The sequence below is a fragment of the Pseudomonas sp. PAMC 25886 genome (assembly GCF_000242655.1).
GTDB lineage: Bacteria > Pseudomonadota > Gammaproteobacteria > Pseudomonadales > Pseudomonadaceae > Aquipseudomonas.
On the sequence record NZ_AHHC01000092.1, the window covers coordinates 1 to 18,716 of the forward strand.

Genomic DNA, 18,716 nt, shown 5'->3' on the forward strand with positions numbered 1-18,716 from the left:
TTTTGCTCTGGCTTCTACCACTCAAGCCGGCCTGTAGGCCGCTGTGCTCTTGCTTTTGATCTTGATCTGGCTCTGACTGCCCCAATAAGCCCGAGGCCGAACGCAGGGATTGAGGAGCGGGTAAACCGGCAGGACGCCGGTTTAGCCGCGACGGGGCAGGGACGCCCCGTCGCGGCGGCCCGCGGAGCAATCCCGGAGTGAGGGAACACCGAGCCTGAGCGAGGTGCCGACAGGCGGGGCAGAGCCCTTTGGTTACTTTGGGGCTTTTCCAAAGTGACCCGCTGTAAGAGCGGAACCCTAAGCAGCCGTTACCAAAGAAACGGATATGTACACAATCAACCAGCCACCACCTGCCGCACCTGTTTCTCAAGCTCAGCCTTCAACCCCGGCTCCAACTTAAGCTGCCGCGCCAACTCATCGAGATAAGACTTCTCCATGAAGTTCTCCTCATCCACCAACATCACACTGGCGATATACATCTCAGCCGCCATCTCCGGCGTACTGGCCGCCCGAGCCACATCTGCCGGATCCAGAGGCTTGTTCAGCTCGGCATGCAGCCATTGCTGCAACTCGCGGTCGTTGTCCAGCTTCACAAACTCCCCTTCGATCAACTCACGCTCGCGTTCATCCACATGCCCATCCGCCTTGGCCGCCGCCACCAGCGCCTTGAGAATCGCCTGGCTATGCAGCTCAACCTGAGCGGCCGGCAAGCGATCAATAGTCTGCGGCTCACCCCGGGGCGCACTGGCCTGCTGCGCCTGCCAATTGCCATAGGCCTTGTAGGCAATCACGCCCAACGCAGCCAACCCGCCGTAGGTCAGCGCCTTGCCACCAAACTGGCGAGCTTTCTTGTTCCCCAACAAAAGCCCCATAGCACCGGCTGCCAGGGCGCCCCCACCCGCACCACCGAGCAAACTGCCCAGCCCGCCGCTGCCGAGCAAGCCACCGAGGGCACCTTTGTCCTCACCTTTACGCTGCCCGCCAGCCTTGTTCTGCAGCATGTCCTGGCCGGATTTGAGCAGTTGATCAAGCAATCCACGGGTATTCATTCACAGCCTCCAGAAACTCAGGGTCACAGGACCAATAGGCCCCCAGCGTAAAACTAAGTGCCAAAAACCCCCGATCTAGAGTGCTTCCAGATGTAACGCGCTTACCCCTCAATTAAAACGATATACACTCGAACAAATCTATAAAAACACCCCACTGGTAATTCCAGCATGATGACCTTGCGTCAGATCCGTCACTTCATCGCCGTGGCCGAGACCGGCTCGATCTCCGCCGCCGCCCAGACCGCCTTCATCTCCCAGTCCACCCTGACCCTGGCAATCCAGCAACTGGAACAGGAAATCGGCGTCAACCTGTTCAACCGCCACGCCAAGGGCATGACCCTGACTCACCAGGGCCACCAGTTCCTGCGCCAGGCCCACCTGATCCTCGCCACCGTCGACAACGCCAAACGCAGCCTGCAACAGAGCACCGACCAGGTGGCCGGGCAACTGATCATCGGCGTAACCAGCCTGGTGGCCGGCTATTACCTGGCGGATTTGCTCACCCGCTTCCAGCGCGCCTACCCCAATGTGGAAATCCGCGTGATGGAAGACGAGCGCCCCTACATCGAGCACTTGCTGGTCAGCGGTGAAATCGACGTCGGCGTGTTGATCCTCTCCAACCTCGAAGACCGCCACGCCCTGCAAACCGAAGTGCTGACCCACTCACCCCACCGCCTGTGGCTGCCGGCCCAGCACCCGCTGCTGGAACACGACAGCATCAACCTCGCCGACGTGGCGCGCGAGCCGCTGATTCAGTTGAACGTCGATGAAATGGGCCACAACGCCCAGCGCATGTGGACCAGCGCCGGGCTACAACCCCGGGTCACGCTGCGTACCGCGTCGACGGAAGCCGTGCGAAGCCTGGTCGCCGCCGGCCTGGGCGTGTCGATTCAGCCAGACATGACCTACCGCCCCTGGTCCCTGGAAGGCGACATCATCGAGGCCCGGCCGATTGCCGACCTCAGCCAAACCCTCGACGTGGGCCTGGCCTGGCGCCGGGGCACGGCGCGCCCGGCGCTGGTGGACCCGTTCCTGACGGTAGCCCGCGAACAGCCGCACCCGCGCAAGCCATCTATTTAATCGAATGCTGCTTTCAGTATTTAGTATTTGTTGACCTCGCGCCTGACCTCTAGTCTCTGCTCATCCCCTAAGAGAAGGTCAGGCGCCTCGCACGAGAACAGCCATGACCACACAAGAAAAGAGATCGCGAAAAATGTCTGGCGCGCCCACACCGCTGCTCACTGCGTTGCTGATCGACGGCGAACTGGTCCCGGGCCAGGGGTTTGTCGAGCCGATCATCAACCCGGCCACCGGTGAAATCCTCACCCACATCGCCGAAGCCAGCACCGAGCAGGTTGAAGCCGCGATCCTCGCCGCCCACCGCGCTTTTGCCGGCTGGTCGCGGACCACGCCCCAGCAGCGTTCGAACATTCTCCTGGGCATCGCCGATGCCATCGAAAAACAAGCCGACTACCTCGCGCGCCTGGAATCGCTGAACTGCGGCAAACCGTTGCACCTCGCGCGCCAGGATGACTTGAGCGCCACCGTCGATGTGTTCCGCTTCTTCGCCGGCGCCGTGCGCTGCCAGACCGGGCAACTGAGCGGCGAATACCTGCCGGGCTACACCAGCATGGTGCGCCGCGATCCGATTGGTGTGGTCGCCTCGATCGCGCCATGGAACTACCCGCTGATGATGGCCGCCTGGAAAATCGCCCCGGCCCTGGCCGCCGGTAATACCCTGGTGTTCAAGCCGTCGGAACATACGCCGCTGTCGATCCTGGCCCTGGCGCCCGCACTGAGCCAACTGTTGCCGCGCGGGGTGATCAACATTCTGTGTGGCGGTGGCGAAGGCGTCGGCAGCCATTTGATCAGCCACCCGAAAGTGCGCATGGTGTCGTTGACCGGCGATATCGTCACCGGGCAGAAAATCCTCCAGGCCGCCTCCAAGACGCTTAAGCGCACTCACCTTGAATTGGGCGGCAAAGCCCCGGTGATCGTGTGCAACGACGCCGACCTGCAAGCGGTGGTCGAAGGCGTGCGCGCCTACGGTTATTACAACGCCGGCCAGGACTGCACCGCCGCGTGCCGCATCTACGCCCAGGCCGGCATCCACGACAAATTGGTCGCCGACCTCGGCGCCGCCGTCAGCAGCCTGCGGTTTGCCGGCAAGCGCGATGCCGACAACGAACTCGGCCCGCTGATCAGCACCCGCCAGCGCGACCGCGTGGCCAGTTTTGTCGAGCGCGCCCTCGGCCAGCCGCATATCGAACGCATCACCGGTGCCGCCGTGCACTCCGGTGCCGGGTTCTTCTACCAGCCAACGTTGCTGGCCGGTTGTAAACAGAATGATGAAATCGTGCAGCGCGAAGTGTTCGGCCCGGTGGTCACCGTGACCCGCTTCGACGAGCTGGAACAGGCTGTGGACTGGGCCAACGACTCGGAATACGGCCTGGCCTCTTCCGTGTGGACCCAGAACCTGGACAAGGCGATGCAAGTGGCGTCGCGCCTGCAGTACGGCTGCACCTGGATCAACAGCCATTTCATGCTGGTCAGCGAAATGCCCCACGGCGGCTTGAAGCGCTCGGGGTATGGGAAAGATCTGTCCAGCGATTCGCTACAGGACTACAGCGTGGTGCGACACATCATGGCGCGCCACGGCCAGCATCTTTAAAACAACAACTACGCTCATGCACCACCTGCTGCAAAAACTGCCCCGACCATAATTAAAGAAGAGGGAACCCCCATGTCTGCGCACAAGACCGCACTGCTCAGTGCCCTGACCACCGCGCTGCTGGCCAGTGTCAGCATCCAGGCCGCCGAACCGCTCAAGGCGGTGGGTGCCGGTGAAGGCCAACTGGATATCGTCGCCTGGCCCGGCTATATCGAACGTGGCGAAAGCGACAAGAACTACGACTGGGTCACCGGTTTCGAGAAAGATACCGGCTGCAAGGTCAACGTCAAGACCGCCGCCACCTCCGACGAGATGGTGAGCTTGATGGCCAAGGGCGGCTACGACCTGGTCACCGCGTCGGGCGATGCCTCGTTGCGGCTGATCGGCGGCAAGCGTGTGCAGCCGATCAACACGTCGCTGATTCCCAACTGGAAGAACATCGACCCGCGCCTCAAGGATGCGCCGTGGTACGTGGTCGGCCAGCAGACGTACGGCACGCCGTACCAGTGGGGCCCGAACGTGTTGATGTACAACACCAACGTGTTCAAGACCGCGCCTACCAGCTGGAACGTGGTGTTCGATGCGCAGAACCTGCCGGACGGCAAGCCGAACAAAGGCCGTGTGCAGGCGTATGACGGCCCGATCTACATCGCCGACGCGGCGCTGTACCTCAAGGCCACCAAGCCGGAACTGGGCATCCAGAGCCCGTACGAGCTGACCGAAACCCAGTACAAGGCCGTGCTCGACCTGTTGCGCGCCCAGCAACCGTTGATCCACCGCTACTGGCACGACACCACCGTGCAAATGAGTGACTTCAAGAACGAAGGCGTGGTGGCCTCCAGCGCCTGGCCGTATCAGGTCAACGGCCTGGTGAACGAGAAGCAGCCGATTGCCTCGACCATTCCAAAGGAAGGCGCCACCGGCTGGGCGGATACCACCATGCTGCACACCGATGCCAAGCACCCGAACTGTGCCTACAAGTGGATGGATTGGTCGCTGCAGCCGAAGGTCCAGGGTGATGTGGCCTCGTGGTTCGGTTCGCTGCCGGCGGTGCCTGCTGCGTGCAAGGAAAGCGAGCTGCTGGGCGCAGAGGGTTGCAAGACCAACGGCTTCGACCAGTTCGAAAAGATCGCCTTCTGGAAAACCCCGCAGGCTGAAGGCGGCAAGTTCGTGCCGTACAGCCGCTGGACCCAGGATTACATCGCGATCATGGGCGGGCGCTGACACCGCCTTCCTGTAGGAGCCGGCTTGCCGGCGATGAGGCCCTTGAGTTCTTTGCAGTATTCAAGGCCGCCATCGCCGGCAAGCCGGCTCCTACAAGGGTTCTCACCGCTATTGATAGATTTTTCAGAAGTCCAGGCCGGGCCGCTGCGACGACCCGTACCTTTTTGGAGCACCGCACCATGACGCTTGCAGTCCAATTCACCCACGTTTCCCGTCAGTTCGGCGAAGTGAAAGCCGTTGACCGGGTTTCCATCGATATCCAGGACGGCGAGTTCTTTTCCATGCTCGGCCCTTCCGGCTCGGGCAAAACCACGTGCCTGCGCCTGATCGCCGGTTTCGAACAACCGAGTGCCGGCTCCATCCGTATTCACGGCGAAGAAGCCGCCGGCCTGCCACCGTATCAGCGCGACGTGAACACGGTGTTCCAGGATTACGCGCTGTTCCCCCACATGAACGTGCGGGACAACGTGGCCTACGGCCTGAAAGTCAAAGGCGTGGCCAAGACCGAACGCCTCAACCGCGCCGAAGAAGCCCTGGGCATGGTGGCCCTCGGCGGCTACGGCGACCGCAAGCCGGTGCAACTCTCCGGCGGCCAGCGTCAACGCGTGGCCCTGGCTCGCGCACTGGTCAATCGCCCGCGTGTGCTGCTGCTCGATGAGCCCTTGGGCGCCCTCGACCTGAAGCTGCGCGAACAGATGCAAAGCGAGCTGAAGAAGTTGCAACGCCAGCTCGGCATCACCTTCATTTTCGTGACCCACGACCAGACCGAAGCGCTGTCGATGTCCGACCGCGTGGCCGTGTTCAACAAGGGCCGCATCGAACAGGTCGACACCCCGCGCAACCTGTACATGAAGCCCGCCACCACCTTCGTCGCGGAATTCGTCGGCACCTCCAACGTGATTCGCGGCGAACTGGCGCAACGCTTGAGCGGTAACCCGCAGCCATTCTCGATCCGCCCGGAACACGTGCGTTTCGCCGAAGGCCCGCTGGGCAGCGGTGAAGTGGAAGTCAGCGGCTTGCTGCACGATATCCAGTACCAGGGCAGCGCCACCCGCTATGAACTGAAACTGGAAAACGGCCAGGCCCTGAACATCAGCCAGGCCAACAACCAATGGCTGGACACCACCGCCGGGCATCAGGTCGGCCAGTCCATCACCGCGCGCTGGGCGCGGGAAGCCATGACGCCGTTGACCGACATCGCAGGCGAGGTGTGACATGAGCCTGGCCCTGTCCCAACCCCCAATGCGCAGGTTTTCCAACCTGCTGTACAAGAAGCCCAACCTGTACCTGTCGCTGCTGCTGGTGCCGCCGCTGATCTGGTTCGGCGCGATCTACCTGGGTTCGTTGCTGACCCTGCTGTGGCAAGGGTTCTATACCTTTGACGACTTCACCATGGCGGTCACGCCGGACCTGACCCTGGCCAACTTCGCCGCACTGTTCCAGCCGTCGAACTTCGACATCATCGTGCGCACCTTGAGCATGGCGGTCGTGGTGTCCATCGCCAGCGCCATCGTCGCGTTCCCCATCGCCTACTACATGGCGCGCTACACCACGGGCAAGACCAAGGCGTTTTTCTACATCGCCGTGATGATGCCGATGTGGGCCAGCTACATCGTCAAGGCCTACGCCTGGACCTTGCTGCTGGCCAAGGGCGGCGTAGCGCAGTGGTTCGTGCAGCACCTGGGCCTGGAGCCGGCGTTGCAATTCATCATGGGCATTCCCGGCGTGGGCGGCAGCACCTTGAGCACCTCGCATTTGGGGCGGTTCATGGTGTTTGTGTACATCTGGCTGCCGTTCATGATTTTGCCGATCCAGGCCTCGCTGGAGCGTTTGCCGCCGTCGTTGCTGCAAGCCTCGGCAGACCTCGGCGCCAAGCCGCGCCAGACCTTCATGCAAGTGATTCTGCCGCTGTCGGTGCCGGGGATTGCAGCAGGTTCGATCTTCACGTTCTCGCTGACCCTGGGCGACTTCATCGTGCCGCAACTGGTGGGCCCGCCGGGTTACTTCGTCGGCGGCATGGTGTACGCGCAACAAGGCGCCATCGGCAACATGCCCATGGCCGCAGCGTTCACCCTGGTGCCGATCGTGCTGATCGCGGTTTACCTGTCCATCGTCAAACGTCTGGGGGCCTTCGATGCACTCTGAAAAAGCCTCACTGAGCTTAAAAATCGCGGCCTGGGGTGGGTTGGTTTTCCTGCACTTCCCGATCCTGATCATCTTCCTCTACGCCTTCAACACCGAAGAGGCGGCGTTCAGCTTTCCACCCCAGGGCTTCACCCTGAAGTGGTTCAGCGTGGCCTTCTCGCGGCCGGACGTGCTGGAAGCGATCAAGCTGTCGCTGCAAATCGCGGCCATCGCCACGCTGATTGCGATGGTGCTCGGCACCCTGGCCTCGGCAGCGTTGTATCGCCGGGAGTTCTTCGGCAAGCAGGGCATCTCGCTGATGCTGATCCTGCCGATTGCGCTGCCGGGGATCATCACCGGTATCGCGTTGCTGGCGACCTTCAAGACGTTGGGCATCGAGCCAGGGATGTTCACCATCATCGTCGGCCACGCGACCTTCTGCGTGGTGATCGTCTACAACAACGTGATCGCCCGTTTGCGCCGCACTTCCCACAGCCTGATCGAAGCCTCGATGGACCTCGGAGCCGACGGCTGGCAGACCTTCCGCTACATCATCATGCCCAACCTCGGCTCGGCGTTGCTGGCCGGCGGCATGCTGGCGTTTGCGCTGTCGTTCGACGAAATCATCGTCACCACCTTCACCGCCGGCCACGAGCGCACCTTGCCGCTGTGGCTGCTCAACCAGTTGAGCCGGCCACGGGATGTGCCGGTGACCAACGTGGTGGCGATGCTGGTGATGATCGTGACGATGTTCCCGATTCTGGGTGCCTATTACCTGACCCGCGGCGGCGAAAGCGTGGCCGGTAGTGGCGGTAAATAATTGTTTGAAGAGGACACGAACATGCAAACCAAACTGCTGATCAACGGCCAACTGGTCGAAGGCGAAGGCCCGGCGCAGCCGGTGTTCAACCCGGCACTGGGCCGGGTACTGGTAGAGATCAAGGAAGCCAGCGAAGCCCAGGTCGACGCCGCCGTGCGCGCCGCCGACAGCGCGTTTGAAGGCTGGTCCCAGACCCCGCCCAAAGACCGCTCGCTGCTGCTGCTCAAACTCGCCGACGCCATCGAAGCCCACGGGGAAGAGCTGGCCAAGCTGGAGTCGGACAACTGCGGCAAGCCCTACAGCGCCGCGCTGAACGACGAGATCCCGGCGGTGGCCGACGTGTTCCGTTTCTTCGCCGGTGCCAGCCGCTGCATGAGCGGTTCGGCCGGCGGTGAATACCTGCCGGGCCACACCTCGATGATCCGCCGCGACCCGGTGGGCGTGATTGCTTCCATCGCGCCGTGGAACTACCCGCTGATGATGGTCGCCTGGAAAATCGCCCCGGCGCTGGCCGCCGGTAATACCGTGGTGCTCAAGCCGTCGGAACAAACCCCGCTGACCGCCTTGCGTTTGGTGGAGCTGGCCGCTGAAATTTTCCCGGCTGGTGTGCTCAACCTGGTGTTTGGCCGTGGGCCGTCCGTGGGCAGCCCGCTGGTGAATCACCCGAAAGTGCGCATGGTCTCGCTGACGGGTTCGATTGCCACCGGCGCCAATATCATTTCCAGCACCGCCGACAGCGTCAAACGCATGCACATGGAACTGGGCGGCAAGGCACCGGTGATCATCTTCAACGACGCCGATATCGACGCGGCCGTGGAAGGCATTCGCACCTTCGGCTTCTACAACGCGGGCCAGGACTGCACGGCGGCGTGCCGGATTTATGCACAGGCCGATATCTACGACGCGTTCGTCGAGAAGCTCGGCGCGGCGGTCGCCAGCATCAAATACGGTTTGCAGGATGACCCTGCCACCGAGTTGGGCCCGCTGATTACCGCACAGCATCGCGACCGTGTGGCCGGGTTTGTGGAGCGTGCCGTGGCGCAATCCCACATCCGCCTGATCACCGGCGGCAAGGCCGTGGAAGGCAACGGGTTCTTCTTTGAGCCGACGGTGTTGGCCGACGCGCAGCAGGACGACGAGATCGTGCGCCGCGAGGTGTTCGGGCCAGTGGTGTCGGTGACCAAGTTTAATGACGAAGCCCAGGTATTGGGCTGGGCCAATGATTCGGACTACGGCCTGGCGTCGTCGGTATGGACCGCCGATGTCGGCCGCGCCCACCGCCTGGCTGCGCGTTTGCAGTACGGCTGCACCTGGGTGAATACCCACTTCATGCTGGTCAGCGAAATGCCTCATGGCGGTCAGAAACTGTCCGGCTATGGCAAGGACATGTCCATGTATGGCCTGGAGGACTACACCACCGTTCGCCATGTGATGTTCAAGCACTGACCCATAACCCCTGTCGAAGCGAGCTCACTGTGGCGAGGGAGCTTGCTCCCGCTGGAGTGCGAAGCGCTCCCAGGATTTTTGGGGCCGCTACGCAGCCCAGCGGGAGCAAGCTCCCTCGCCACAACGGCCCGCTCCCACAGGGGATCTCCTCATAACAATAAATAATTCGCAGGTTCCCATGGACATCACCCGCCGCGACTTCCTCAACGGCGTCGCCATCACTATTGCCGCCGGCATGACGCCGTTGCAAATCCTCCAGGCCGCTCCCGATGGCCGTTACTACCCGCCCGCCCTCACCGGCTTGCGTGGCAGCCATGTCGGCTCGTTCGAAATCGCCCACCAGATGGGCTGGGAAAAGAAGGTGTTCGACACCGACAAATTGCCGATCACCGAGGACTATGACCTGGTGGTGGTCGGCGGTGGCCTGAGCGGTTTGTCGGCGGCGTGGTTCTACCGTGAGAAGCACCCGAAGGCGAAGATCCTGATCCTGGAAAACCACGACGACTTCGGCGGCCACGCCAAGCGCAACGAATTCCAGGCCGGTGGCCGGATGATCATCGGCTACGGCGGCAGCGAAGCGTTCCAGTCGCCGAATCATCTTTACAGCAAAGAAGTAAACGGACTGTTGAAGAAACTCGGGGTGAACATCAAGCGCTTCGAGACCGCGTTTGACCGTGAGTTCTACCCGGGCCTTGGCCTGTCACGCGGGGTGTTCTTCGACAAGGAAAACTTCGGCGAAGACAAACTGGTCACCGGCGACCCGACGCCGATGGTCGCCGACGACATCGCCCCGGACCAATTGCATGCGCGCTCCATCAGCGACTTCATCAATGACTTCCCGCTGCCGCAAGCTGATCGCGAGGCTTTGATTGCCCTGCATGTCGCCCCCAGGGATTACTTGCCGGGCAAGACCGCCGAGGAAAAGGCGGACTACCTGGCCGCCACCAGCTACCGCGATTTCCTGCTCAAGGACGTGGGATTGTCGGAAGGCGCGGTGAAGTACTTCCAGAGCCGCACCAACGACTTCATGGCCTTGAGCATCGACGCCGTGGCTTCGGCCGATGCCTACAGCGTGGGTTTCCCGGGCTTCGCCGGAATGAACCTCGCGCCCATCAGCGAAGAAGCCGCGGCAGAAATGGAAGAGCCCTACATCTACCACTTCCCCGACGGCAACGCCTCGCTGGCGCGGCTGCTGGTGCGCAGCCTGATTCCGGCCGTGGCGCCCGGGCACACCATGGAAGACATCGTGCTGGCGCCGTTTGATTACGCCAAACTCGATCAACCCAAGACGCCGGTGCGGGTGCGCTTGAACAGCACGGCGGTGAGTGTGCGTAACGTCAGTGACGGCGTGCACATCGGCTACAGCCGTGGTGGCCAACTCGCACAGGTGCGTGGCAAGCGCTGCATCCTGGCGTGCTACAACATGATGATCCCGTACCTGCTGCGGGACCTGCCGGAGCAGCAGGCCCAGGCCTTGAGCCAGAACGTGAAGTACCCGCTGGTGTACACCAAAGTCGTGGTGCGCAACTGGACATCATTCCAGAAGCTGGGGGTGCATGAGATCTACGCGGCGACCCAGCCCTACAGCCGGATCAAGCTCGACTACCCGGTGAGCATGGGCGGCTACGAGCACCCGCGTGACCCGACGCAGCCGATCGGTTTACACATGGTGTACGTGCCCACCAGCCCCAACAGCGGCATGAACGGCCGCGACCAGGCCCGCGCCGGGCGGGGCAAGCTGTATGGGCAGACGTTTGAACAACTGGAAGCGCAACTGCGGGATCAGCTGCAACGCATGCTCGGCCCGGGCGGCTTCAACCACCAGACCGACATTCTGGCGATCACTGTAAACCGTTGGTCACACGGCTATGCGACCTTCTCCAACAGCTTGTTTGACGATGCCGATGAAAGCGAAAAACTGAAGGACCTGGCGCGCAAACCGCTGGGGCATGTGAGCATCGCCAACTCGGACGCGGCGTGGAGTGCATATGCCCATGCGGCGATTGATGAGGCGTATCGGGCGGTAGGTGAAGTGGGTTGACCCCTGCTCTTCAAGCAGAAGGGCTTTTGTGGCGAGGGGGCTTGTCCCCCGTTGGGCTGCGTAGCAGCCCCAAAAGCTGACTTGAATTCCTGCCTGGAAAGGGCGGTGGCCTTAATGGGGCCGCTGCGCAGCCCAACGGGGGACAAGCCCCCTCGCCACAGAAAATCCCATCTTCACAGACACCAGCGTTGTATGGAAACGTCTTGTTTCATATGCAACGCCATCAACCCGCCATCAATCATTTTTCCTTCCGCACCGAACCGCTTAAGCTATTTGGCATCTGTTTAATGTCCGTTGCGTTTGGCCGAAGGCATGTCCGAACCGTTTTTCTTGATCCAGCACGTGCCAGGAACGGCGCGGGATTGTTCACGACAGGTTGTATTTATGCACCGCAGGAATTTGCTCAAAGCGTCCATGGCCATTGCGGCTTACACCGGTCTGTCGGCCAGTGGCCTGCTGGCCGCTCAAGCCTGGGCGGGCAATCGCGCCGCCGATGGCGAGGCCCAGGCCTTCGATTTCGAGGCGCTGAAGATCCAGGCCAAGCAACTGGCCAGCAATCGCTACCAGGACACCAAGCAGGTATTGCCGCCGACCCTGGCGACCATGACCCCGCAGAATTTCAATGCCATCGGCTACGACGGCAAGCATTCCCTGTGGAAGGAGCTGAACGGCCAGTTGGACGTGCAATTCTTCCACGTCGGCATGGGTTTCAAGACGCCGGTGCGCATGTACAGCGTCGATCCGAAAACCCGCCAGGCCCGCGAAGTGCACTTCCGCCCTTCGCTGTTCAACTATGAAAAAACCACGGTGGACACCAAACAGCTGACCGGCGACCTGGGTTTCTCCGGTTTCAAGCTGTTCAAGGCCCCGGAACTGGACCGCCATGACGTGCTGTCCTTCCTCGGCGCCAGCTACTTCCGGGCGGTGGATTCCACTGGCCAGTACGGCCTTTCCGCACGCGGCCTGGCCATCGACACCTACGCGAAAAAGCGCGAGGAGTTCCCGGACTTCACCAAGTTCTGGTTCGAAACCCCGGACAAGGACAGCACCCGCTTCGTGGTCTACGCCCTGCTGGACTCGCCGAGCGCCACCGGTGCCTACCGCTTCGACATCGACTGCCAGGCCAACCAGGTGGTGATGGCGATCGACGCCCATATCAACGCGCGTACCGCCATCGAACAGCTGGGCATTGCACCGATGACCAGCATGTTCAGCTGCGGCACCCATGAACGGCGGATGTGCGACACCATCCACCCGCAAATCCACGACTCGGACCGCCTGGCCATGTGGCGCGGCAATGGCGAGTGGATCTGCCGCCCGCTGAACAACCCGGCCACCCTGCAATTCAACGCCTTTGCCGACACCGACCCGAAAGGCTTCGGCCTGGTGCAGACCGACCATGAGTTCGCCAGCTACCAGGACACGGTCGACTGGTACAGCAAGCGCCCGAGCCTGTGGGTAGAACCTACAACTGCGTGGGGCGAAGGCTCGATCGACCTGCTGGAAATTCCTACAACCGGCGAGACCCTGGACAACATCGTGGCCTTCTGGACCCCGAAAAAGCCCGTGGCGGCCGGTGAATCCCTGAACTACGGCTACAAGCTCTACTGGAGCGCCCTGCCGCCGGTCAGCACGCCGCTGGCGCAGGTTAACGCTACCCGTTCGGGCATGGGCGGCTTCACCGAAGGCTGGGCACCGGGCGAGCATTACCCACAGGTGTGGGCGCGACGCTTTGCCGTGGACTTCAACGGTGGTGGGCTGGATCGGTTGCCTGAAGGCACCGGGATCGAACCGGTGGTGACCTGCTCCCACGGTGAGGTCAAGGACTTCAGCGTATTGGTGCTGGATGCCATCAAGGGTTATCGGATCCTGTTTGATTGGTACCCGACCAGCGACAGTGTGGAGCCGGTTGAGCTGCGACTGTTCATCCGCACCCAGGACCGTACCTTGAGTGAAACCTGGCTGTACCAGTACTTCCCACCTGCGCCAGACAAGCGCAAGTACACCTGATAGCGAACGTTCCCACGCGTGCGTGGGAACGTCCCTTCGGCGCTTTCAGAACCGCGAAATACTCTTCATCGCCCCGATCAAGTACCGCATCGCCACCTGATCACTCTCGGTGAGGGCGCGGTACTGTTCCAGCAATTGCTCCTCGTCCGAACTCAAGCGTTTGCCACGCAACGACATCCTGCGGGCCAGAAAAGACGACACAACACCCGCAACACCACAAGACTTGGCCATGGACTGTCTCCTCGTATCAATCGACTGCTCCTGATTGCCCATCACCTCATCCCTCGACACGCAATGCCTGCGAGGATCAACCGACTGACTTCCTGGGCCAGAGATCAGACTTACCGTAAGCGTAGAAACTATCTTGCCGGGCGTGAGACTTTTTAGAGTAATCACTTGAAAAAAACGTTTACAGGGCAATGACCTACAGCGCTATCCCACAAGCGGGCGATACAAATGGATGTCGTGCGGTTCCTGTTGATACAGCTCGGGGTCCGGCTGTTTGAGCAGGCGGCAACCGTGCCTGAGATAGAACTCCACCGTGTTACGTGACTCCGTGGCCGATACATATAACGCCTCGGCGCCGGCTGCGCGGGCGTGCCCACAAGCCAGCGCAAACAGCTGGCCACCCAGGCCCAGGCCACGGGCGCCGTGGCTCACATGCAGGAATTTGAGCTGGCGCATCTGCAGGCCCTGAGTGTGGATAACCCGGTTGTCCACCACCACGGCGGCCAGCAGCCTTTCACCGTCGAACACCCCGTGCAGCCAACCACCGCGCTTGAGGCATGCATGCAGGGCCACAGCGTCCTGCTCGGCCTCGCCCTCGGGCCAGCCGCGCATGTCGTGGAATTCGGGGTACAGCAGCAACTCGCCGTGTTCCACCCGATAGCACGCCTCGACCCGTTCGGTGCGGTCAATCAGCGCCAGCAGCGGCAGGTCCTTTTCGGCGAGATCACGCTTGATCAACATGCTGTGTTTCCGATGGCTGATAGTGAACAAGATTGAAGCCTTCAGCAGGCGTTGGCGCTTCGAAATAGCCCGTGATCAGGTCGAACTGGGCGTCGCTGGTTTCGAACGCGTGGGTGCCGGCGGCGTTACGCGCACGCAGGCGTGCCTTGCAGACCTCGTCCGGCACGTCCAGGTAATGCAATTGGTGGTCAGCGCCCGCGCCCTCGAACAACGAACGCATCCAGCGGCGACTGGCCAAGGTGTTGGCGGGAAAATCCAGCACCACCGAGATACCGGCCTTGAGCAACGAAATGATATGCGCCGTCAACGCATCGCGCAGTTGGCCGGTGCAGCGTACATAGTCGCCAAGGGCGTTGATCTGCCCGGGATAAAGGCGTGACAGCCACTCATCTTCGCTGATCAATACCGCCTGGGGGGCCTGCGACAACTGCTGGGTCAGGGTCGACTTGCCGGACGCGATTTTGCCGCAGATCAGGTGCAACATGGGTTTCTCCAGGGTTGAAGCCAATAAAAAAACCCGCCGGTTCAAGGGCGGGTTTTCATGTTTACCACGATTCCTGTACCGATCAATCCCGCAGATCCGACTCATGAATCGGCTGGTCCCGATGGGTTGCGCGCTGGTACTGCGCCGGCCAGGTCGCCTTGCGACCACCCAGGTCATCGTCGGCATGCAGCGGCCAGTACGGATCACGCAGCAGTTCCCGGGCGAGGAAAATGATATCAGCCTGGCAGGTGCGCAGAATGTGCTCGGCCTGGGCGGGCTCGGTAATCATGCCCACGGTGCCGGTGGCGATGCCCGACTCCTTGCGCACACGCTCGGCGAAGCGGGTCTGGTAACCGGGGCCGGTCGGAATTTCCGCATTGGCGGCGGTGCCACCGGAAGAGACGTCGATCAGGTCCACGCCCAGGTCTTTCAGGCGGCGGGCCAGTTCGACGGTTTCATCCGGGTTCCAGCCGTCTTCGACCCAATCGGTGGCCGACACCCGCACAAACAGGGGCAGGTCCTGCGGCCAGGTTTCGCGCACCGCCTTGGTCACTTGCAGCACCAGGCGGATGCGGTTTTCGAACGAGCCGCCGTACTGGTCCTGGCGCTGATTGCTCAGGGGCGAGAGAAATTGATGCAACAGGTAGCCATGGGCGGCGTGGATTTCCACCACTTTGAAACCGGCGGTCAACGCGCGCTTGGCGGCGGCGACAAAGTCAGCGATCACTTGCTGAATCTGCCCTTCATCCAGTTGCCTGGGCGAGGTGTGCTGCGGGTCAAAGGCAATCGGCGATGGGCCCACCGGCACCCAGCCGCCGTCTTCCGGCTTGACGCTGCCGTGCTTGCCAATCCACGGCCGGTGCGTACTGGCCTTGCGCCCGGCGTGGGCCAGTTGAATACCCGCCACCGCGCCCTGGGCGTTGATAAAGCGCGTGATGCGTTGCAGGGGTTCGATCTGTTCGTCGTTCCACAGGCCCAGGTCCTGGGCGGTGATGCGGCCATCGGCAGTGACGGCGGTGGCTTCGGTAAAAATCAGCCCGGCGCCGCCGACGGCACGGCTGCCGAGGTGCACCAGGTGCCAGTCATTGGCCAGGCCATCGACACTGGAATACTGGCACATCGGCGACACGGCAATGCGGTTGAGCAGGGTCAGTTGGCGCAGGGTATAGGGTTCAAGCAGCAGACTCATGGGGCACCTCTTTTATGCAGTGGGCAGGCTCCAGGGTTCTGTTTGAAAGGTCGACGAAAAACCCGTCCCCGGCGGGCTGAAATAAGACAAGGTCACAAGACCGATCACACAGTGCTTAGAGACTAGTCGACAACAGAGGATTGCACAGGGTTCAGCGCGGCTCGATGTGGGCAATCATCAATTGCACGGTTTCCTGGCCCCGGAACTCGTTCACGTCGAGCTTGTAGGCCAGTTCCACCCAGCGAATGGTGGGGTTGGGCCAGATTTCACGGTCGATACCAAACGCGATGCCATCCAGTTTCACCGAACCACACTCGCTCTTGAGCACCACTTTCAGGTGCCGCTCGCCGACAACGCGCTGCTCGACCAACTGGAACACCCCGTGAAACAACGGCTCGGGGAAGTGCTGCCCCCACGGCCCGGCATTGCGCAGGGCGCGGGCCAGTTCCAGGTGAAACTCTTCAACCGCCAGGGTGCCATCGGACAGCAGTCGGCCCGTCAGGTCTTCTTCGCGCAGTTGCCGACGCACTTCGGCGTCAAACGCCTCGGCGAACAGTGGGAAGTTGGCCTCGGGCAAGGTAAGACCCGCGGCCATGGCGTGGCCGCCGTACTTGGCGATCAGGGTCGGATGCTGGCTGGCCACCACGGCCAGTGCGTCACGGATATGAAAGCCCGGCACGGAACGCCCGGAGCCCTTGAGCAGGCCGTCACCGGCATCGGCAAAGGCGATGGTCGGGCGGAAGTAGCGCTCTTTCATCCGCGAGGCGAGGATGCCGATGACGCCCTGGTGCCATTCCGGGTCGAACAGGCACAAGCCATACGGCATCGACTCCACCGGCAAGTCCTTGAGCTGGGCCAGGGCCTCGCGCTGCATGCCTTGTTCGATGGATTTGCGGTCCTGGTTCATGCCGTCCAGCTGCGCGGCCATTTCCCGGGCCGCGGCAAAATCCGTGGTGAGCAGGCATTCGATGCCCAGGCTCATGTCATCCAGGCGACCGGCGGCGTTCAGGCGCGGGCCGAGGATAAAACCGAGGTCGGTGGAGGTAATGCGAGCGTGATCGCGCTTGGCCACTTCGAGGATCGCCTTGATCCCCGGCCGGGCGCGACCGGCGCGAATGCGTTCCAGGCCCTGGTAGACCAGGATGCGGTTGTTGGCGTCCAGCGGGACCACGTCGGCGACGCTGCCCAGGGCTACCAGGTCCAGCAGTTCGCCGATGTTCGGCTGCGGCGTGTTCTCGTACCAACCCAAACTGCGCAAGCGCGCGCGCAGGGCCATCAGCACGTAGAAGATCACGCCAACACCGGCCAAGGCCTTGCTGGGGAATTCACAGCCCGGCTGGTTCGGGTTGACGATCGCGTCGGCCGCCGGCAGTTCGTCGCCCGGCAAGTGGTGGTCGGTGACCAGCACCTTGAGCCCCGCCGCTTTCGCCGCTGCCACGCCTTCGACGCTGGAGATGCCATTGTCCACGGTGATCAGCAGCTGGGGCTGGCGCTGCAGGGCCACCGCAACGATTTCCGGGGTCAGGCCGTAGCCGTATTCGAAACGGTTGGGCACCAGGTAGTCGACGTGTGCAGCTCCCAGCAGGCGCAGGCCCAGGGTGCCCACGGTGCTGGCGGTGGCGCCGTCGGCGTCGAAGTCCCCCACGATCAGGATCCGCTGGCGCTGTTCCAGGGCCGTCACCAGCAGGTCCACGGCGGCATCGATACCCTTGAGCTGCTGATATGGGATCAGCCGCGCCAGGCTTTTATCCAGCTCGGCTTCCGATTGCACCCCGCGTGCGGCGTAGAGACGGGTCAACAACGGTGGCAATTCACCGAGGAATGGCAGGACGGCAGGCAACGGGCGAGGATCGATACGCATGGGGTGACGGAAGCTTCTCTTTAATACAGCGTTGAAAATTAATGCTGAAAACAGCGGTGATCCCTTGTGGGAGCTGTCGCGCCCCGGCGAGGCTGCGATAGGGTCACCTCGGTGTACCTGTCAGACCGCAGCGCCTGCATCGCAGCCTCGCTAAAGCTCGACAGCTCCCACACTCGACCAGCGTCCAATCAGTTATCGACGTTTCAGCCGCGCTCGCCAGCCAGCCACTCCAGCTGGACTTCGTGCTGGCCACGGTCATCGGTCACAAAGATCGTGCCTTCGCTGATCATTACGTCCCACTTGATCACCCGTGGCATGTCCTTGGCCAGGACTTCCAGGATTTCCTGGGGTACGGCGGCGATGCTCACGTTTTTCAGGTTTTTCGCCACCGGCACCACTTTGCCTTCCCAGACGCGCAAGCTGCCGTAGGCCAGCAAGGTGGTGCGTTCGGTGCGGCGCGAACACCAGGTCAGGCGATCTGCGTCCGGCTGGCCGACTTCGATCCAGTGCAGGACGCGATCATCCAGGCTTTTTTCCCACAACGCCGGCTCGTCTACATCTGACAGGCCACGACCAAAAGACAACTGCTCGTTGTAGAAAAGGGCGTAGGCCAGCAAACGCACGGTCATGCGCTCTTCGGTTTCCGAAGGATGGCGGGCGATGGTCTGCTTGACGCTCTCGTACACCGAACGGTCAAGGTCGGTGAGGTTGAGTTCAAACTTGTAGGTCGTGGACGGCTGGGCCATGAACGGACTTCTAGAGACAGGGAAAGGCGGCAAGTCTAACCGATGGCGAGGTGATTCAACGAATCCTGCGCTGCATCATCCT

General features: G+C 62.0%; 16 protein-coding genes. 9 read left to right on the top strand and 7 right to left on the bottom strand.

All coding sequences use genetic code 11. From position 1 onward, the window contains the following. Nucleotides 1-335: 335 nt before the first annotated feature. Complete coding sequence (locus MUM_RS0130645) at nt 336-1,049, bottom strand: tellurite resistance TerB family protein (RefSeq protein WP_010176804.1); 714 nt, start codon at nt 1,047-1,049, stop codon at nt 336-338. A 168-nt stretch (nt 1,050-1,217) separates the two neighbouring features. On the opposite strand from MUM_RS0130645, the gene MUM_RS0130650 reads away from it, so the two are divergent. The 9 genes from MUM_RS0130650 (at nt 1,218) to MUM_RS0130690 (ending at nt 13,385) form a co-directional block, all read left to right on the top strand. Then, complete coding sequence (locus tag MUM_RS0130650; protein ID WP_010176805.1) at nt 1,218-2,129, top strand: LysR family transcriptional regulator; 912 nt, start codon at nt 1,218-1,220, stop codon at nt 2,127-2,129. A 133-nt stretch (nt 2,130-2,262) separates the two neighbouring features. Then, nucleotides 2,263-3,720, top strand: coding sequence for a gamma-aminobutyraldehyde dehydrogenase (locus tag MUM_RS0130655; RefSeq protein WP_010176806.1), 1,458 nt, complete (start codon nt 2,263-2,265; stop codon nt 3,718-3,720). Between the two features lie 72 nt (nt 3,721-3,792). Continuing rightward, entirely contained in the window at nt 3,793-4,944 is a 1,152-nt protein-coding gene (ydcS, locus tag MUM_RS0130660) for a putative ABC transporter substrate-binding protein YdcS (RefSeq protein ID WP_010176807.1), read from the top strand. Between the two features lie 179 nt (nt 4,945-5,123). Further along, a complete protein-coding gene (locus tag MUM_RS0130665; protein ID WP_010176808.1) occupies nt 5,124-6,158 on the top strand; it encodes an ABC transporter ATP-binding protein in 1,035 nt (344 codons plus the stop codon). A 1-nt stretch (nt 6,159) separates the two neighbouring features. Beyond that, entirely contained in the window at nt 6,160-7,089 is a 930-nt protein-coding gene (locus MUM_RS0130670; protein ID WP_003209552.1) for an ABC transporter permease, read from the top strand. Then, nucleotides 7,079-7,888 (top strand): ABC transporter permease, encoded by an 810-nt coding sequence (locus tag MUM_RS0130675; protein ID WP_003209553.1) that lies wholly within the window; start codon nt 7,079-7,081, stop codon nt 7,886-7,888. The genes MUM_RS0130670 and MUM_RS0130675 overlap by 11 nt, the downstream gene beginning before the upstream one ends. Before the next feature lie 21 nt (nt 7,889-7,909). Then, a complete protein-coding gene (locus tag MUM_RS0130680; protein WP_010176809.1) occupies nt 7,910-9,334 on the top strand; it encodes a gamma-aminobutyraldehyde dehydrogenase in 1,425 nt (474 codons plus the stop codon). Between the two features lie 178 nt (nt 9,335-9,512). Beyond that, the gene (locus MUM_RS0130685) at nt 9,513-11,375 is read left to right on the top strand and encodes an NAD(P)-binding protein (protein WP_010176810.1); all 1,863 of its coding nucleotides are present in this window, start codon (nt 9,513-9,515) and stop codon (nt 11,373-11,375) included. Between the two features lie 384 nt (nt 11,376-11,759). Continuing rightward, nucleotides 11,760-13,385 (top strand): glucan biosynthesis protein D, encoded by a 1,626-nt coding sequence (locus tag MUM_RS0130690; RefSeq protein WP_010176811.1) that lies wholly within the window; start codon nt 11,760-11,762, stop codon nt 13,383-13,385. Between the two features lie 45 nt (nt 13,386-13,430). On the opposite strand, the gene MUM_RS0130695 is transcribed toward MUM_RS0130690, so the two are convergent. From MUM_RS0130695 to MUM_RS0130720, 6 genes are all read right to left on the bottom strand, one after another. Next, nucleotides 13,431-13,616 carry a hypothetical protein gene (locus MUM_RS0130695; RefSeq protein WP_029616165.1) on the bottom strand — a complete coding sequence of 62 codons (186 nt, stop codon included), beginning with the start codon at nt 13,614-13,616 and terminating at the stop codon, nt 13,431-13,433. Nucleotides 13,617-13,817: 201 nt separating this feature from the next. Next, complete coding sequence (locus MUM_RS0130700) at nt 13,818-14,354, bottom strand: GNAT family N-acetyltransferase (RefSeq protein ID WP_010176813.1); 537 nt, start codon at nt 14,352-14,354, stop codon at nt 13,818-13,820. Then, complete coding sequence (locus tag MUM_RS0130705; protein WP_010176814.1) at nt 14,338-14,838, bottom strand: AAA family ATPase; 501 nt, start codon at nt 14,836-14,838, stop codon at nt 14,338-14,340. Before MUM_RS0130705 ends, MUM_RS0130700 begins: the two co-directional genes overlap by 17 nt. A gap of 82 nt (nt 14,839-14,920) precedes the next feature. Continuing rightward, on the bottom strand, nt 14,921-16,027 hold the full coding sequence (locus MUM_RS0130710; protein ID WP_010176815.1) for an NADH:flavin oxidoreductase/NADH oxidase: 1,107 nt from the start codon (nt 16,025-16,027) through the stop codon (nt 14,921-14,923). A gap of 151 nt (nt 16,028-16,178) precedes the next feature. Further along, complete coding sequence (gene recJ / locus MUM_RS0130715) at nt 16,179-17,888, bottom strand: single-stranded-DNA-specific exonuclease RecJ (protein WP_010176816.1); 1,710 nt, start codon at nt 17,886-17,888, stop codon at nt 16,179-16,181. Between the two features lie 203 nt (nt 17,889-18,091). After that, the gene (locus MUM_RS0130720; RefSeq protein ID WP_003209567.1) at nt 18,092-18,634 is read right to left on the bottom strand and encodes a YaeQ family protein; all 543 of its coding nucleotides are present in this window, start codon (nt 18,632-18,634) and stop codon (nt 18,092-18,094) included. Nucleotides 18,635-18,716: the final 82 nt, after the last annotated feature.

Bases quoted from the DNA above. Each gene is read 5' to 3' on its own strand.
- MUM_RS0130685 (WP_010176810.1), top strand. From the start codon at position 9,513: ATGGACATCACCCGCCGCGACTTCCTCAACGGCGTCGCCATCACTATT.
- MUM_RS0130675 (WP_003209553.1), top strand. From the start codon at position 7,079: ATGCACTCTGAAAAAGCCTCACTGAGCTTAAAAATCGCGGCCTGGGGT.
- recJ (WP_010176816.1), bottom strand. From the start codon at position 17,888: ATGCGTATCGATCCTCGCCCGTTGCCTGCCGTCCTGCCATTCCTCGGT.
- MUM_RS0130645 (WP_010176804.1), bottom strand. From the start codon at position 1,049: ATGAATACCCGTGGATTGCTTGATCAACTGCTCAAATCCGGCCAGGAC.
- MUM_RS0130665 (WP_010176808.1), top strand. From the start codon at position 5,124: ATGACGCTTGCAGTCCAATTCACCCACGTTTCCCGTCAGTTCGGCGAA.
- MUM_RS0130690 (WP_010176811.1), top strand. From the start codon at position 11,760: ATGCACCGCAGGAATTTGCTCAAAGCGTCCATGGCCATTGCGGCTTAC.
- MUM_RS0130680 (WP_010176809.1), top strand. From the start codon at position 7,910: ATGCAAACCAAACTGCTGATCAACGGCCAACTGGTCGAAGGCGAAGGC.
- MUM_RS0130670 (WP_003209552.1), top strand. From the start codon at position 6,160: ATGAGCCTGGCCCTGTCCCAACCCCCAATGCGCAGGTTTTCCAACCTG.
- MUM_RS0130695 (WP_029616165.1), bottom strand. From the start codon at position 13,616: ATGGCCAAGTCTTGTGGTGTTGCGGGTGTTGTGTCGTCTTTTCTGGCC.
- MUM_RS0130650 (WP_010176805.1), top strand. From the start codon at position 1,218: ATGATGACCTTGCGTCAGATCCGTCACTTCATCGCCGTGGCCGAGACC.
- MUM_RS0130720 (WP_003209567.1), bottom strand. From the start codon at position 18,634: ATGGCCCAGCCGTCCACGACCTACAAGTTTGAACTCAACCTCACCGAC.
- MUM_RS0130655 (WP_010176806.1), top strand. From the start codon at position 2,263: ATGTCTGGCGCGCCCACACCGCTGCTCACTGCGTTGCTGATCGACGGC.
- ydcS (WP_010176807.1), top strand. From the start codon at position 3,793: ATGTCTGCGCACAAGACCGCACTGCTCAGTGCCCTGACCACCGCGCTG.
- MUM_RS0130705 (WP_010176814.1), bottom strand. From the start codon at position 14,838: ATGTTGCACCTGATCTGCGGCAAAATCGCGTCCGGCAAGTCGACCCTG.
- MUM_RS0130700 (WP_010176813.1), bottom strand. From the start codon at position 14,354: ATGTTGATCAAGCGTGATCTCGCCGAAAAGGACCTGCCGCTGCTGGCG.
- MUM_RS0130710 (WP_010176815.1), bottom strand. From the start codon at position 16,027: ATGAGTCTGCTGCTTGAACCCTATACCCTGCGCCAACTGACCCTGCTC.